Source organism: Micromonospora sp. NPDC049151 (assembly GCF_040648395.1).
In the GTDB taxonomy this organism is placed as follows: domain Bacteria; phylum Actinomycetota; class Actinomycetes; order Mycobacteriales; family Micromonosporaceae; genus Micromonospora.
Genome location: NZ_JBEZDP010000004.1, coordinates 232,174 through 245,096 on the forward strand (window position 1 = coordinate 232,174; position 12,923 = coordinate 245,096).

Genomic DNA, 12,923 nt, shown 5'->3' on the forward strand with positions numbered 1-12,923 from the left:
GCAGCCCCATGCGCACTCTTCACGGAGGGTCGCTGATGCGGATCTGGCTGCAGAGCAAAGGCGGCGGAGGGGTGTCTGTTGCTCGGGGCCGAAAGCTACGCATCGTGACAAGGTGGCGCGTTCGGGGAGTGCGGGCGTGCGCCCCGCCCGGCCGCGCCGGCCGCCCCGCCCGGCCGCCCCCGGGCCGACCGGCCCGGCGGGAACTAGGCTCGGTGCATGACGATCGACGGCTTCGCCGCACCCCCCGCCCTGGTGGAGCACGCCCGCCGGTTCCAGGCCGAGGGCGCCGTGCCGGCCGTGCCCCGGGTCGCCGCCACGGTGCTGCTGCTCCGTCCGGAGGGCGACGGGTTCGAGGTCTACATGATCCGCCGGGTGGCGGCGATGACGTTCGGCGGCATGTACGCCTTCCCCGGCGGCGGGGTGGACCGCTCCGACTCGGAGGCGCACCTGGGCTGGGCCGGCCCGGATCCGGCGGCGTGGGGGGAGCGGCTCGGGCTCGACCCGTCCGCCGCGCAGGCGGTGGTGTGCGCCGCCGCGCGCGAGGTCTTCGAGGAGGCGGGCGTGCTGCTCGCCGGGCCGGACCCGGACACCGTGGTCGGCGACGTGAGCGGCGACGACTGGGAGACGGCCCGGCAGGATCTGGAGGGACGGCGGGTCGGCTTCGCCGACCTGCTGGCCGGGCGGGGCCTCACGCTCCGGTCCGACCTGCTGCTGCCGTGGAGCAGGTGGATCACCCCGGAGTTCGAGCCGCGCCGCTTCGACACGTACTTCTTCGTCGCCCTTCTGCCCGACGGGCAGCGGACCCGGGACGTCTCCGGCGAGGCCGACCACACGCTGTGGCTGCGCCCGGCGGACGCGCTGGCCCGCGCGCAGGCCGGCGAGCTGACCATGCTGCCGCCCACCATGGTCACGCTCGCCGAGGTCGCCGCCGCGGGCGACCTCGCTGGCGTGGCCCGCGCGGCGGCAGAGCGAGACCCGGGTACGCCGATCCTGCCCCACATCGACGGCCTGGACGGTGCCGAGCCCCGCTTCCGCCTGAGCTGACCCTCACCCCTCAGCCGAAGCGGCCGGTGATGTAGTCCTCGGTCTTCTTCTGGGCCGGGTTGCTGAAGATCTTCTGGGTGTTGTCGTACTCGATGAGGCGGCCCGGGTCGCCGGTCTTCTCGATCGAGAAGAAGGCGGTCCGGTCGGACACCCGGGCGGCCTGCTGCATGTTGTGCGTGACGATGATGATGGTGAACTTGTCCTTGAGCTGGAACATCAGGTCCTCGATGGCCAGCGTGGAGATCGGGTCCAGCGCCGAGCAGGGCTCGTCCATCAGCACCACCTGCGGCTCGACGGCGATGGTGCGGGCGATGCAGAGCCGCTGCTGCTGGCCGCCGGACAGTCCCGCGCCGGGCTTGGCGAGGCGGTCCTTGACCTCGTCCCACAGGTTCGCCGAGCGGAGCGCCTTCTCGGCCGCCTCCTCCAGGATCGACTTGCGCCGCACGCCGTTGAGGCGCAGCCCGGCCACCACGTTCTCGAAGATGCTCATGGTGGGGAACGGGTTCGGCCGCTGGAAGACCATGCCGATCATCCGGCGGACCGCCGTGACGTCCACGTCCCGGTCGTAGATGTCCTGGTCGTCGATGGTGAGGCTGCCCTCGACCCGGGCGCCGGGCAGCACCTCGTGCATCCGGTTGATCGACCGCAGGAAGGTTGACTTGCCGCAGCCGGACGGCCCGATCAGAGCGGTGACGGTCTTCGGCTCGACGGTCAGGTTGATGTTCTCGATCGCCTTGAACCCGCCGTAGTAGGCGGTCACGTTCGTGGCTTCGATGCGCTTGGCCATGGTGGCGGTACCTCCGGGGTTCATCGGCCGAGCCGGTTGCGGCGGGACAGCAGCTTCGCCGCCACGGTGAGGACGAGGACGAGGGCGACCAGGGTCAGCGCCGCGGTCCACGCCCGTGCCGGCGAGTACCTCGACGCCTCGCCGGCCTGCTGGTAGACGAAGAGGGCCAGCGACGACTGGTTGTTCTCGAACGGGTTGAAGTTGATCGCCGCGCCGCCACCGGCGACGAGCAGCACCGGCGCGGTCTCACCGGCGGCCCGCGCGATGGCGAGCATGATGCCGGTGACGATGCCGGGCAGCGCGGTCGGCAGCACGACGCGCAGGATCGTCTTCCACTTCGGTACGCCCAGCGCGTACGCGCCCTCGCGCAGCGGCGCGGGCACCAGGCGGAGCATCTCCTCGGTGGAGCGGACCACAGTGGGCAGCATCAGCACGCTGAGCGCCAGCGCGGCGGCGAAGCCGGAGAAGCCCGGCCGCCCGTCGTTGAACCACGGCGAGACGATCAACACCCAGAAGGCCAGCACGAACAGGCCGGTGACGATCGACGGGATGCCGGTCATCACGTCCACGAAGAAGCGGATGGTGAACGCGAACCGGCCCCGGCCGTACTCGACGATGTAGATCGCGCAGAGCACGCCGAGCGGCACCGTGATCAGTGTGGCGATGCCCACCTGCTGCAATGTGCCGACGATCGCGTGGTACGCGCCGCCGTTGGCGTCCCGCGACCCGATGTTGTTCATCGAGGTGCCGAAGAAGTCGGCGTCCAGCCGTTCGGAGCCCTTGCTGACGAGCGTCCAGACCACCGACGCCAGCGGCAGCACCGCCAGCACGAACGCGGAGTGGATCAACGCGCTCCAGGTCCGGTTGCGGGCCGACCGGCGGCCCTCCACCGCGTTGGCCGCGGCGAAGAGACCGGCCAGGTAGAGCAGCGCGCCGACCACCACGACCAGGACCGGGCCGCCGATGCCGGCGCCGTACACGATGCCCGCCGCGAGCAGCAGCGCCGCGACGGCGATGGCCGGAGCGGCGTACGCGGGAAGCCGTCTCGCCCGCAGCGTGGCCGGCTGGGCCGGCGGGCGCGGGCGGCGGGGGGTGAGGGTGGTTGTCATGCGGCCGACTCCGTGAACTCGCGCCGCCGGTAGATGATCGCCCGAGCGGTGATGTTGACGATCAGCGTGATCGCGAACAGCACCAGGCCGGAGGCGATGAGCGCGCCGCGGCCGGTGTCGTTCGCCTCGGCGAACCGGTTGGCGATGTTGGCGGCGATCGAGTTCCCGCCGCTCTGAAGGATGTTGAACGAGATGGCGTACGTGGAGCCGAGCGTGAGCGCCAGCGCGATGGTCTCGCCGAGAGCCCGGCCCAGGCCGAGCATCACCGCGGCGATGACGCCGGGCCGGCCGTACGGCAGGACGGCGGTGCGGATCATCTCCCAGCGGGTGGCGCCGAGCGCGAGCGCGGCCTCCTCGTTCGCGGTCGGGGTCTGCCGGAACACCTCGCGGGACAGCGAGGTGATGATCGGCAGCACCATGATGGCGAGCACCACGGAGCCGAGCAGGATCGAGTTGCCGTACGGGCCGTCGCCGAAGATGGGGATCCAGCCGAAGTACCTGTTCAGCCACGCGGACAGGTCGGCGACCGGCTGGGCGAAGTAGTCCCGTCCCCAGAGGCCGAAGACCACACTGGGCACAGCGGCCAGCAGGTCGATCAGGAAGCCCAGGGCGTTGCCGAGCCGCCGGGGCGCGTAGTGCGACAGGTACAGGGCGATGCCCAGCGCGACCGGCACCGCCATGAGCAGCGCCAGCAGCGAGCTCAGGACGGTGCCGAAGGCGAGCGCGCCGATGCCGAACTGCGGCGGGTTGTCGTTCGGGAACCAGCCCTCGAATGTCCAGAACGACTCGGTGTTGGCCCGCAGCGCCGGGACGGCCCGGGCGACGAGGAAGATCGCGATGGCCGCGATGACCACCAGGACCGTGGTGCCGGCGGCCAGGGTCAGGCCGCGGAACGCCCGTTCCGCGCCGAAGGCGCGGGCCCGGGGGAGGGCACCGCCGCCGCCGAGGCCGCCGTCGGGGCGGCCCGGGTTACCGGGGCGCTCGGCCAGACGCGCCGAGGCACCGGCGGGTCGCTCGTGGCTCGTGGCCACGGGGTTCCCGCCGGTGCCGGCGTCGGCCGAGCGGTGAGGGGTGTCACCCATCTGCTCGCTCGCTTCGTGTTGAGGAGGTGTCGGTCAGAGCGTCAGGAGAGGCTCGTGACCGCGGCCTCGACCTTGGTGCGGACGGTCTCGGGCAGCGGCGCGTAGCCCAGCTCGACGAGCTCCTTCTGCCCCTCGGCGCTGGCGGCGTGGCCGAGCAGGCCCTTGACCAGCGGCAGCTTGTCGGCGGCGAGCCCCTTGCTGCAGACGATCTCGTAGGTCGCCAGGACGATCGGGTACGCCCCGGCCTCCTTGGTGTTGTAGTCGATCGACATCTTGAGGTCGTTGCCCTGACCCTCGAACTTGGCGCCGGCGATGGTCTTGCCGGCCGAGTCGCCGGTCAGCTCGACGAACTCGCCGTTACCGTTCTTGATCTTGGCCATCTTCAGGTCGGAGTTCTCGGCGTACGACCACTCGACGTAGCTGATGGTGCCGTCGGTGCTCTTGACCTTGCTGGCCACACCGTCGGACTTGGCCGCGCCGACGCCGCCCGGGGCCTTCCACGCCTTGGAGTTGCCGAGCGTCCAGTCCGCCTCGGCGGTCTTGGAGAGGTACTTGGTGAAGTTGTCGGTGGTGCCCGACTCGTCGGAGCGGTGCACCGCCTGGATCGCGGTCGACGGCAGCTTGGCGTCCGGGTTGTCGGCCTTGATCGCCGGGTCGTCCCACTTGGTCGCCTTGCCGGCGAAGATCTTCGCCAGGGTGGCCGGGCTGAACTGGAGGTTGTCCGCGCCGCTGACGTTGTAGACGACGGCGACCGGGCCGATCACCATCGGCAGGTTGAGCGCCTGGCCGCCGGTGCACTTGGCGTCGGCCTGCGGCTGCTCCTCCGGCTTGAGGGGGGAGTCCGAGCCGGCGAAGTCGGCGGTGCCGGCGATGAAGGCCTGGATGCCGGCGCCCGAGCCGCTGGGCTCGTAGTTGATCGTGGTGCCCGAGCACTTCTGCTGGTACGCCTTGATCCACTCGGCCATGGCGTTCTTCTGGGCGGAGGAGCCCTGCGCGTTCAGCGTGCCCGTCGCGCAGTCCACCGCGGCGGTGGAACCGGAGGCGCTGGCCGGCTCGTTGTTGTCCGAGCCGCAGGCGCTGAGACCGAGAACCGCGGTAAGAGCGAGACAGGCGATGGCGCCGTGCCGCTGGAGCTTCACTTCAGGGGTTTCCCTTCACGTCTTTGGTCAGGTCGCCCGGAGTGCCGGGCGCCGGCGCTGACCGGCTGACACGAAAGGTAGGAGGGCCAGGTGGACGGTTCGCCGGACGCAAGTGAACGCACGGTGAACACGTTCGGCCGGCGAGGTGGCCGTACGCTGAGGAGGGGTTGTCCATTTCGTGAACTAGCGACCCGGCAGCGCCTTTATGGCGAATTTCCCGGGCGGGCGAAGGCTCAGCCCAGCTGGTAGTTGACGTGCGCGGACCAGCGCGCGAAGCCCAGCCGCTCGTAGAGCGCGACAGCTGCGGTGTTGCTCTCGTCCACGTAGAGCATCACGCGGTCGAGCCCGCGCTCGTCGCGCAGGTGCGTCAGGCCGGCGGCGGTCAGCACCCGGCCGAGCCCGCCCCGGTGCGCGGACGGGTCCACGCCGAGCACGTACACCTCGCCGATGCGGGCCGAGCCCTGCTGCTCGTGCACCTTGGTCCAGTGGAAGCCGAGCAGCCGCCCGGTGCCGGAGTCGACGGCGAGCAGGAAACCGGCACTGTCGAACCACGGCTCGGCGATCCGGACGCGCAGGTCGTCGAGCGTCCACTTGCCCTGCTCGGGGTGCTGGGCGAAGGCGGCGTTGTTCACCGCCAGCCAGGCCTCGTCGTCCTCGCCCGGGCGGAACGCGCGCAGCGTCACGCCGTCCGGCACGACCGGCGCCGGCAACTCGGCGGTGAGCGGGCGGCGCATCTGCCAGAGCACCCGCGCCCGGGAGAAGCCCAGGTCGACGGCGAGCGCGGCGGCCGAAGGGTGGTCGCCGTGCGCCCAGGCGCGCAGCGGCCCGGACGCGGCGTCCACCACGCCCCGGGCCAGCGCCCGCCCGGCGCCCCGCCGCCGGTACGCGGGGTGCACCACCATCTCCACGCCCACGCCGTCGGCCGGTGCGGTGGTGTCGAGGTGCGCGTACCCGGTGAGGGTGCCGTCGGAGGTCCGGGCGGTGAGGTGCACGGCCGGCGCCTCGGGATCGCGCATCCGCAGCAGCACGTGCTCGTCGAGGGGGTCGGCGCCGTCGGCGTCACCGGCGGCGCGGGCCAGCGCCAGCACCTCGGCGACCTCGTCCGGCGTCAGCCGGTCCGTCCGGGCGATCCCGTCCGGCGTCAGCCGGTCCCCCCAGGCGATCCCGTCCGGCGTCAGCCGGTCCCCCCAGGCGATCCGGTCGGCCGCGGGACCACTCGTCGGCTCGGTGCTGCTCATCTGAGTCACGGTAGCGGGCGGCGGGCCGTGGTTCGCGGTGGACGACGACGGCGGTCGGTGGCGCTCGTCACGGCCTGCCGGCGGGCAGCGGCTCCAACTCGAACCGGGCCAGCAGTTCGGGGAGGAGTTCCTGCAGCGCGCTGACGGTGCCGGACCGGTCCCCGCCCGCGTCGTGCATGAGCACTATCGCGCCGGGACCCATCTGCGCGCGGACACTCGCCTCGATGGTGGTGGCGCCCGGCGCCCTCCAGTCCGACGGGTCCACGCTCCAGTGCAGCGGGGTGAGACCCAGGTCGGCGCAGGCCGACATGACAGACGGTGTCCAGGCCCCGCCGGGCTGGCGGTAGTACGCGATCCGCGCGTCCGGCGCGGCGGCCACTATCGCGTCCCTGGTCCGCAGCAGGTCGGCCCGGATCGTCGCCGGGGATCGCTTGCCCAGGTTGACGTCGTGGCTCCAGGAGTGGTTGCACAGCGTGTGTCCGTCGGCCGCGATCGACCGGACCAGGTCCGGGTAGGCCTCGGCGTTCTCGCCCACGACGCAGAATGTCGCCTTCACGCCGTACCGGGCCAGCAGCGAGAGCACCTGCGGGGTCCAGCGGGGGTCGGGGCCGTCGTCGAAGGTCAGCGCGACGCGGGACGAGCCGGTGGCGATCAAGGCGCCGTACGGGCCGTCGCCGCCGGGCTCGACCGGGGCGGTGTCCGGCGCGGCGTCGGGGCTCGGCCGGGCGCTTGCCGTGCCGCTCGGGAGGTCGGTGCTGGGTGGTTGGTCGCCGTAACGCGGGCCGTTGAGCGTGGTGGCCACCCCGGCGTCGGACCGGCGCGGCTCCGGCACCAGGCTGCGACCCAGCACGAACGCCGAGCCGAGCAGGCCCGCCAGCACGACGGTCACGAGCCCGGCGGCGCGCAGCCTTGAGCCCCGCATCAACGGCACCGGCCGTTCGTCGCCCCCGTGTTCACCGCACGCACCGCCGCCCCCCTAGCCCGACAATTCCGGCAGCCAGGATATGGCTGACTTGTCGGGCAAAAAGGGCATACGAGAAAAGTGCCCTCTAGCGGGGTGGGGCGTGGGCGGTCAGACCGGCAGCGGGGCGGGCTCCGACTCCGGCAGCGAGCGCGACGGCGGGACGACGAACTTGTAGCCCACCTGGCGGACGGTGCCGATCATCGACTCGTACTCCGAGCCGAGCTTGGCGCGCAGCCGCCGCACGTGCACGTCCACAGTGCGGGTGCCGCCGAAGTAGTCGTAGCCCCAGACCTCGCGCAGCAACTGGTCCCGGGTGAACACCCGCCCGGGGTGCTGGGCCAGGAACTTCAACAGCTCGAACTCCTTGTAGGTGAGGTCGAGCGGCCGGCCCTTCAGCTTGGCGGCGTACGTGTCCGGGTCGATGTTCAGCTCGCCGGCCCGGATCGAGCCGCCGGCACCGGCGGTGGCGTTACTGAGGCGGCCGACCGCCAGCCGCAGCCGGGCCTCCACCTCGGCCGGCCCGGCGCCGGCCAGGATCACGTCGTCGACGCCCCAGTCCGCGTTCAGCGCGATCAGCCCCGCCTCGGTGACGACCGCGACCAGGGGTACGCCGAGCCCGGTGGCGTGCAACATCCGGCAGGTGGCCCGCGCCTCGCTCAGCTCGGAGCGGGCGTCCACCAGAACGGCGTCCGGCGTCGGGCCGGAGACCAGCGTGCGGACGTCGCGGGGTGCGGTGCGAACCGAGTGCGGTAGCAGGTCGAGTGCCGGCAACACCGCCGACGGCTCACCGGCCCGTGCGGTCACGAGCAGCAGGAGCTCCACGATCACCTCCGTCCCGGCGGCCTTTCGGCCGCGCGCGACCAGCGACACGCCCGGGTGGGGGCGGCACTGTGAACTTGCGTGGGTCCCGGCGTCGTCGACGGGCGGGGTAACGGCCTGAGCGTAACCGATGGGCCAGCCGTCACCTTCGCGCGATTTACCGTTTGCCCTTTCTGCCCTTGATCGCGCCGCAGGTTTTAACGTCGCCGAAACCGGGACCTCCGCCGAGCCGCCCGGGTCTGGCACGATCGGGGCGTGTTTCCCTCCACCTCGCGCGACACCGGTCGTGAACCGTGGGCCGGCGACCCGTCCGCCGGGCCGCCCGGCCCCGCCCGTGGCTACCCGCCCGCCCCGCGTACCGGCCCCGCCGACGAGGACGGTGACCGGCGGGAGCGCAAGGGCCCGCGCCGGCTGCGTAAGGGCGGCCCCGGCCGGCGTCCCGACGACGAGTCCGACGAGGAGCCCGAGGAGGAGGTGCCGCCGGTCCCCGTCCGCCGGCCCCTGGCGCTCACCGTGGCGGGCTTCGCCGCGCTGCTCGGCGTCGGCCTGGTGCTCGGCGCGCAGACCGCGGGCCCGGGGCACCGGCTGCCGTTCGCGGCGATCATCTTCGGCGTCCAGTTGCTGTTCGTGCTGGCCTGGACGATGGCCATGCGACCGCCCGCGCTGCTCGTCGTCGCGCTCGTCAGCGCCGGCACGGCCGTGATCGCCGACGTCGCCGCCGTGCGGTCGGACATCGCCGGCCTCGCCCCGCTCGGCTACGCCGCGGCCGCCGGCTTCCTGCTCGGCGTGCTGGGGCAGCTCGTGCGGCGGGTGGACCGGGTCCGGGTGACCGACTCGCTCGGCGGCACGCTGTTCATCGTGGTGGGCGTGGTCGCCTTCGCCACGCTCATCGTGCTCAGCCGGATCCCCAAGGGCACCCAGGCGATCACCGTCTGCCTCACCGCCGCCGGGGTGGCGCTGCTCGTCGCCCGGCTCACCGACGCGGTCGCGCCGTGGCCCCGGCTCGCCCCGCAGGTGCCGCGCGGCGCGGCCGGTGTGGTCGCCGGCGCCATGATCGGCACCCTCACCAGCGCCGTGCTCGGCAGCTACCTGGTCGGCTTCACCCCGACCAGCGCCGCCCTGGTCGGGGTGGTCAGCGCGGCCACCGCCGTCCTGGCCGACCTCGCCGTGGGGTACGCCGAGGCGGGCCGGCTGATGGCCGGCGAGCCGCCGACGATGTGGGTGGCCCGGCACATGCAGGGGCCGCTGGGCGGGTTCGCGCTGGCCGCGCCCGCCGCGTACGCCATGTGCGTGCTGTTCCTCTGACGCGGTTGGGGAGGATTCGCCTCGGGTAAGTACGGTTGCGCCGCGAGGCGCGGTGACGGCGGCGAGGACTGGAGGCGGCGTGGCAGAGGCGTACCCGGCGGAGGGCCGACCCCGGCGACGGGGCCGGAAGGTGCTGATCGGCTTCCTCGTCCTGCTGCTGGTGCTGGCCGGGCTGCTCGTCGTAGCCGACCGGGTCGCCGCCGGGGTGGCCGAGCGTGCCATCGCCGACCAGGTCCGGCAGGAGGTCGCCAAGCAGGACGCGCAGTCCTCCGCGCCGCAGGTCGAGGTGGCCGGTTTCCCGTTCCTCACCCAGGTGCTCGACGGCCGGTACGAACGCATCTCGATCCAGCTCACCGACGTGCGCGGGAACGTGCAGGGTGACGCGGTGGAGGTGCCGAAGCTGGACGTGGACGCGCGCAACGTGACCGCGTCGCTGGACACGCTGCGCTCCGGCCGGGGCGACGTGGTGGCCGAGAGCGTGGACGGGCGGGGCACCGTCACCTACGAGAGCCTGGCCAAGCTGCTGGACCGGCCCGGGCTGACGCTGGGCGAGCGCAACGGCAAGCTCGCCGTGACCGCCCCGGTCGACGTCCTGGGCATCAAGCTCACCGTCAACGGCACCGCCGACGTCACGGTGACCGGCAACAAGGTGGCGCTGCGGTTCAACGACCTCACCGCCGATGGCCTGCCGAACCTGCCGCTGGCCCGGGCCGCGCTGACCCGGTACGCGCAGGGCATCTCGATCGACGTGCCGCTGCCGGAGCTGCCGTTCCAGCTCAACCTGCGCAAGGTGGAGCCGAAGCCGGAGGGCCTGGTGGTTACGGCGGACGCGGCGAACGTGCCCATCAACTCCGCCGGCTGATAAGCCGGCCTGCCATCAACTCCGCCGGCTGACAAGCCGGCCTGCCATCAACTCCGCCGGCTGACGAGCCGCACGCGCCCGGTCCGGTGACCGGGCCTGCCGTCCCGGATGCTGGTCGGCCTGGTGGCGTCCGTGGCGTGGGCTGGTAATCTCCCTGCCCATGGGGACCCTCCTCACCAAACGGCGCGCGGTCGACCTGTGCCGCGTGGCCACCTGCCTGTGTCGCCCCGTCATCTGACGGCGGGGCTGTCTCCGGCCGCCTGAACGGCGGCCCCAAGGGTCCACGAACCTCCCCTCAACGCCCGGCAGCGGCGCCGTCGCACGTACCCGTGATCCGTTCCTAGCTCAGGGTCCGCGTGTGGTGCGACAATCACCGAGATCGATCCCCACGCGCAGGCTCACCAAACCATCCTCACCAGGGAGTGATCTGATGAGTCGCGACACCGCACTCGTCTCGGCCGAGTGGGCCGAGAAGAACCTCGGCGCCCCGGGCGTCGTCTTCGTCGAGGTCGACGAGGACACCTCGGCCTACGACACCGGGCACATCGCCGGCGCCGTCAAGCTCGACTGGCGTACCGACCTGCAGGACCAGGTCCGCCGGGACTTCGTCAACAAGACCCAGTTCGAGGCGCTGCTGTCCGACCGGGGCATCGCCAACGACGACACCGTGATCCTGTACGGCGGCAACAACAACTGGTTCGCCGCGTACGCGTACTGGTACTTCAAGCTCTACGGCCACCGCGACGTGAAGCTGCTCGACGGCGGTCGCAAGAAGTGGGAGCTGGACGCCCGTCCGCTCGTCACCGACGCGGTGGAGCGGCCGAAGACGCAGTACGTCGCGCAGGAGCCGGACACCTCGATCCGCGCGTTCCGCGACGAGGTGGTCGACGCGATCGGCACCAAGAACCTGGTCGACGTGCGCAGCCCCGACGAGTTCGCGGGCCGCCTGCTCGCCCCCGCCCACCTGCCGCAGGAGCAGGCGCAGCGGGCCGGCCACATCCCGACCGCGATCAGCGTCCCGTGGTCCAGGGCGGCGAACGAGGACGGCACGTTCAAGTCCGACGACGAGCTGCGCAAGATCTACGCCGACGCCGGGCTGGACGACGGCAAGGAGACGATCGCGTACTGCCGGATCGGCGAGCGCTCCTCGCACAGCTGGTTCGTGCTCCAGGAGCTGCTCGGGCACCGCAACGTGAAGAACTACGACGGCTCCTGGACCGAGTACGGCTCGCTCGTCGGCGTGCCGGTGGCGCTCGGCGACGAGCCGGGGGAGGCCTGATGACCGCCGCCTCCGCAGCCTCGACGGCTGCCGCCGGCTGCGCCGCGCCGGACCAGTCCGCTCCGCTCCCGGCCAGCCTGGACCTGGAGAAGGAGACCGTCATCACCGGCCGCGTGCTGGCCGAGTCCGGTGAGGTAGTGCCGGGCGCGTACGTGCGTCTGCTCGACTCGACGGGTGAGTTCACCGCCGAGGTGGTGACGTCGGCGGCCGGGCAGTTCCGGTTCTTCGCCGCGCCGGGTTCCTGGACCCTGCGCGCGCTGTCCCGCCACGGCAACGGCGACACCGCCGTGTCGGCGACCCGCGGGATCAACGAGGTGACCGTCTCGGTCGCCGCCTGACCCACGCTCTGATCGTGGCCCGCCACCCGACCGGGTGGCGGGCCACGAGCCGTTCCAGGGTGCCGAGGCGCGGCCGGGCAGCTCGCCGGTACGTGACACCATTGCCGGGTGACTGCCGTCGAGACGGGCTACGCCCCGCCCAACCCGCCCGGCCCCGGACCGGGTGCCCGCCGCCGGCCGCGCTGGCCGGTGGTCGCCACCGTGGCGTGGGCAGTGCTGCTGGCCGGCCTGACCTGGTGGTCGGTGCGCACCGACCCGCCGACGGTCAAGGAGCAGCGGTCGCTGGAGCAGGCCGGCCCGGTGGTGGACCGGGCGATCGGCGAGCTGACCGCCGCGGTGGGCGGTGCGGGCGTACCGGCGCTCCTGCCGGACCGGCTGGAACGCGGCTGCCGGATCACGCCGATGGACGACGGCGCGACGCTGGAGCGCGGCGTCGAGGTGGCGATCGGCGGCGACGACGTGCGCGCGGTGCTGCGCGGCATCGCCGACCGGCTGCCGGCGCCGTGGCGGGCCGGGGTGTCGACGCTCGACGGCGAGCCGCTGCTGCGCGCCGACGCGGGCGAGTTCGTCACCGTCGAGGGCCGGGCCGGTGGACCGGGCCGGCTACTGCTCACCGCCGACACGGGCTGCCGCCCGGTGGGTTCCGGTTACCGGGCCCCGTCCGCCGACGCCGCCGCCGAGTCGGCAGTGCTGGCCGCGGCGCTGGGCCGGTGGGGCGGCGCGACCGGCCCGGTCCAGGTGCTGGCCGCGCCCTGCCCGGGCGGCGGGACCGCCCGCACGGTCCGGTCCGAGGCGGCCGCACCGGCCGATCAGCCGCTGGCCGTCGCGTTCGGCGGCGGCGCCGCGCCGGTCGTGGACTCGGCCGACAGGTACGCGCGCCCGGGCGACCCGGCGGTGCTGGCGCAGCGGGCCGGCGAGCGGGTCCGGGTGGCGGTGACCACGTCCTGCCCGGCCTGA

General features: G+C 72.9%; 14 protein-coding genes. 7 read left to right on the forward strand and 7 right to left on the reverse strand.

Annotated elements, in window-relative coordinates:
- Positions 1 to 216 precede the first annotated feature (216 nt).
- Positions 217 to 1,044 (forward strand): NUDIX hydrolase, encoded by an 828-nt coding sequence (locus AB0B20_RS07550; RefSeq protein WP_357389270.1) that lies wholly within the window; start codon positions 217 to 219, stop codon positions 1,042 to 1,044.
- Positions 1,045 to 1,054: 10 nt separating this feature from the next.
- Here AB0B20_RS07550 and pstB read toward each other — a convergent pair whose 3' ends face one another.
- The 7 genes from pstB to AB0B20_RS07585 form a co-directional block, all read right to left on the reverse strand.
- On the reverse strand, positions 1,055 to 1,831 hold the full coding sequence (pstB, locus tag AB0B20_RS07555; RefSeq protein WP_357469006.1) for a phosphate ABC transporter ATP-binding protein PstB: 777 nt from the start codon (positions 1,829 to 1,831) through the stop codon (positions 1,055 to 1,057).
- A 20-nt stretch (positions 1,832 to 1,851) separates the two neighbouring features.
- Entirely contained in the window at positions 1,852 to 2,940 is a 1,089-nt protein-coding gene (gene pstA, locus AB0B20_RS07560; RefSeq protein WP_357389266.1) for a phosphate ABC transporter permease PstA, read from the reverse strand.
- Positions 2,937 to 4,022, reverse strand: a complete 1,086-nt coding sequence (gene pstC / locus AB0B20_RS07565) for a phosphate ABC transporter permease subunit PstC (RefSeq protein WP_357389264.1) — start codon at positions 4,020 to 4,022, stop codon at positions 2,937 to 2,939. Before pstC ends, pstA begins: the two co-directional genes overlap by 4 nt.
- A gap of 41 nt (positions 4,023 to 4,063) precedes the next feature.
- Positions 4,064 to 5,161 carry a phosphate ABC transporter substrate-binding protein PstS gene (gene pstS / locus AB0B20_RS07570; RefSeq protein ID WP_357469009.1) on the reverse strand — a complete coding sequence of 366 codons (1,098 nt, stop codon included), beginning with the start codon at positions 5,159 to 5,161 and terminating at the stop codon, positions 4,064 to 4,066.
- Between the two features lie 233 nt (positions 5,162 to 5,394).
- Positions 5,395 to 6,399 carry a mycothiol synthase gene (gene mshD, locus AB0B20_RS07575; RefSeq protein ID WP_357469012.1) on the reverse strand — a complete coding sequence of 335 codons (1,005 nt, stop codon included), beginning with the start codon at positions 6,397 to 6,399 and terminating at the stop codon, positions 5,395 to 5,397.
- 67 nt (positions 6,400 to 6,466) lie between these two features.
- Entirely contained in the window at positions 6,467 to 7,321 is an 855-nt protein-coding gene (locus tag AB0B20_RS07580) for a polysaccharide deacetylase family protein (protein WP_357389258.1), read from the reverse strand.
- A gap of 150 nt (positions 7,322 to 7,471) precedes the next feature.
- Positions 7,472 to 8,191, reverse strand: coding sequence for a response regulator transcription factor (locus AB0B20_RS07585; RefSeq protein ID WP_176722767.1), 720 nt, complete (start codon positions 8,189 to 8,191; stop codon positions 7,472 to 7,474).
- 246 nt (positions 8,192 to 8,437) lie between these two features.
- On the opposite strand from AB0B20_RS07585, the gene AB0B20_RS07590 reads away from it, so the two are divergent.
- The 6 genes from AB0B20_RS07590 to AB0B20_RS07615 all read left to right on the forward strand — a co-directional run bounded on the left by AB0B20_RS07590 (position 8,438) and on the right by AB0B20_RS07615 (position 12,923).
- Entirely contained in the window at positions 8,438 to 9,487 is a 1,050-nt protein-coding gene (locus tag AB0B20_RS07590) for a hypothetical protein (RefSeq protein WP_357469015.1), read from the forward strand.
- Between the two features lie 79 nt (positions 9,488 to 9,566).
- The gene (locus AB0B20_RS07595) at positions 9,567 to 10,349 is read left to right on the forward strand and encodes a DUF2993 domain-containing protein (RefSeq protein WP_357389254.1); all 783 of its coding nucleotides are present in this window, start codon (positions 9,567 to 9,569) and stop codon (positions 10,347 to 10,349) included.
- Positions 10,350 to 10,509: 160 nt separating this feature from the next.
- Positions 10,510 to 10,587, forward strand: coding sequence for an Ms5788A family Cys-rich leader peptide (locus AB0B20_RS07600; RefSeq protein WP_311202345.1), 78 nt, complete (start codon positions 10,510 to 10,512; stop codon positions 10,585 to 10,587).
- A gap of 192 nt (positions 10,588 to 10,779) precedes the next feature.
- Positions 10,780 to 11,628, forward strand: coding sequence for a sulfurtransferase (locus AB0B20_RS07605; protein ID WP_357469019.1), 849 nt, complete (start codon positions 10,780 to 10,782; stop codon positions 11,626 to 11,628).
- Positions 11,628 to 11,966: a DUF1416 domain-containing protein gene (locus tag AB0B20_RS07610; RefSeq protein WP_354868562.1), complete on the forward strand. Its 339-nt coding sequence runs from the start codon at positions 11,628 to 11,630 to the stop codon at positions 11,964 to 11,966. The genes AB0B20_RS07605 and AB0B20_RS07610 overlap by 1 nt, the downstream gene beginning before the upstream one ends.
- A 108-nt stretch (positions 11,967 to 12,074) precedes the next feature.
- Positions 12,075 to 12,923: a hypothetical protein gene (locus AB0B20_RS07615; protein WP_357389250.1), complete on the forward strand. Its 849-nt coding sequence runs from the start codon at positions 12,075 to 12,077 to the stop codon at positions 12,921 to 12,923.

Coding starts and splice junctions, on each gene's coding strand:
- AB0B20_RS07610 (WP_354868562.1), top strand. CDS start 11,628: ATGACCGCCGCCTCCGCAGCCTCGACGGCTGCCGCCGGCTGCGCCGCG.
- AB0B20_RS07600 (WP_311202345.1), top strand. CDS start 10,510: ATGGGGACCCTCCTCACCAAACGGCGCGCGGTCGACCTGTGCCGCGTG.
- AB0B20_RS07580 (WP_357389258.1), bottom strand. CDS start 7,321: ATGCGGGGCTCAAGGCTGCGCGCCGCCGGGCTCGTGACCGTCGTGCTG.
- mshD (WP_357469012.1), bottom strand. CDS start 6,399: ATGAGCAGCACCGAGCCGACGAGTGGTCCCGCGGCCGACCGGATCGCC.
- AB0B20_RS07550 (WP_357389270.1), top strand. CDS start 217: ATGACGATCGACGGCTTCGCCGCACCCCCCGCCCTGGTGGAGCACGCC.
- pstB (WP_357469006.1), bottom strand. CDS start 1,831: ATGGCCAAGCGCATCGAAGCCACGAACGTGACCGCCTACTACGGCGGG.
- pstC (WP_357389264.1), bottom strand. CDS start 4,022: ATGGGTGACACCCCTCACCGCTCGGCCGACGCCGGCACCGGCGGGAAC.
- pstA (WP_357389266.1), bottom strand. CDS start 2,940: ATGACAACCACCCTCACCCCCCGCCGCCCGCGCCCGCCGGCCCAGCCG.
- AB0B20_RS07605 (WP_357469019.1), top strand. CDS start 10,780: ATGAGTCGCGACACCGCACTCGTCTCGGCCGAGTGGGCCGAGAAGAAC.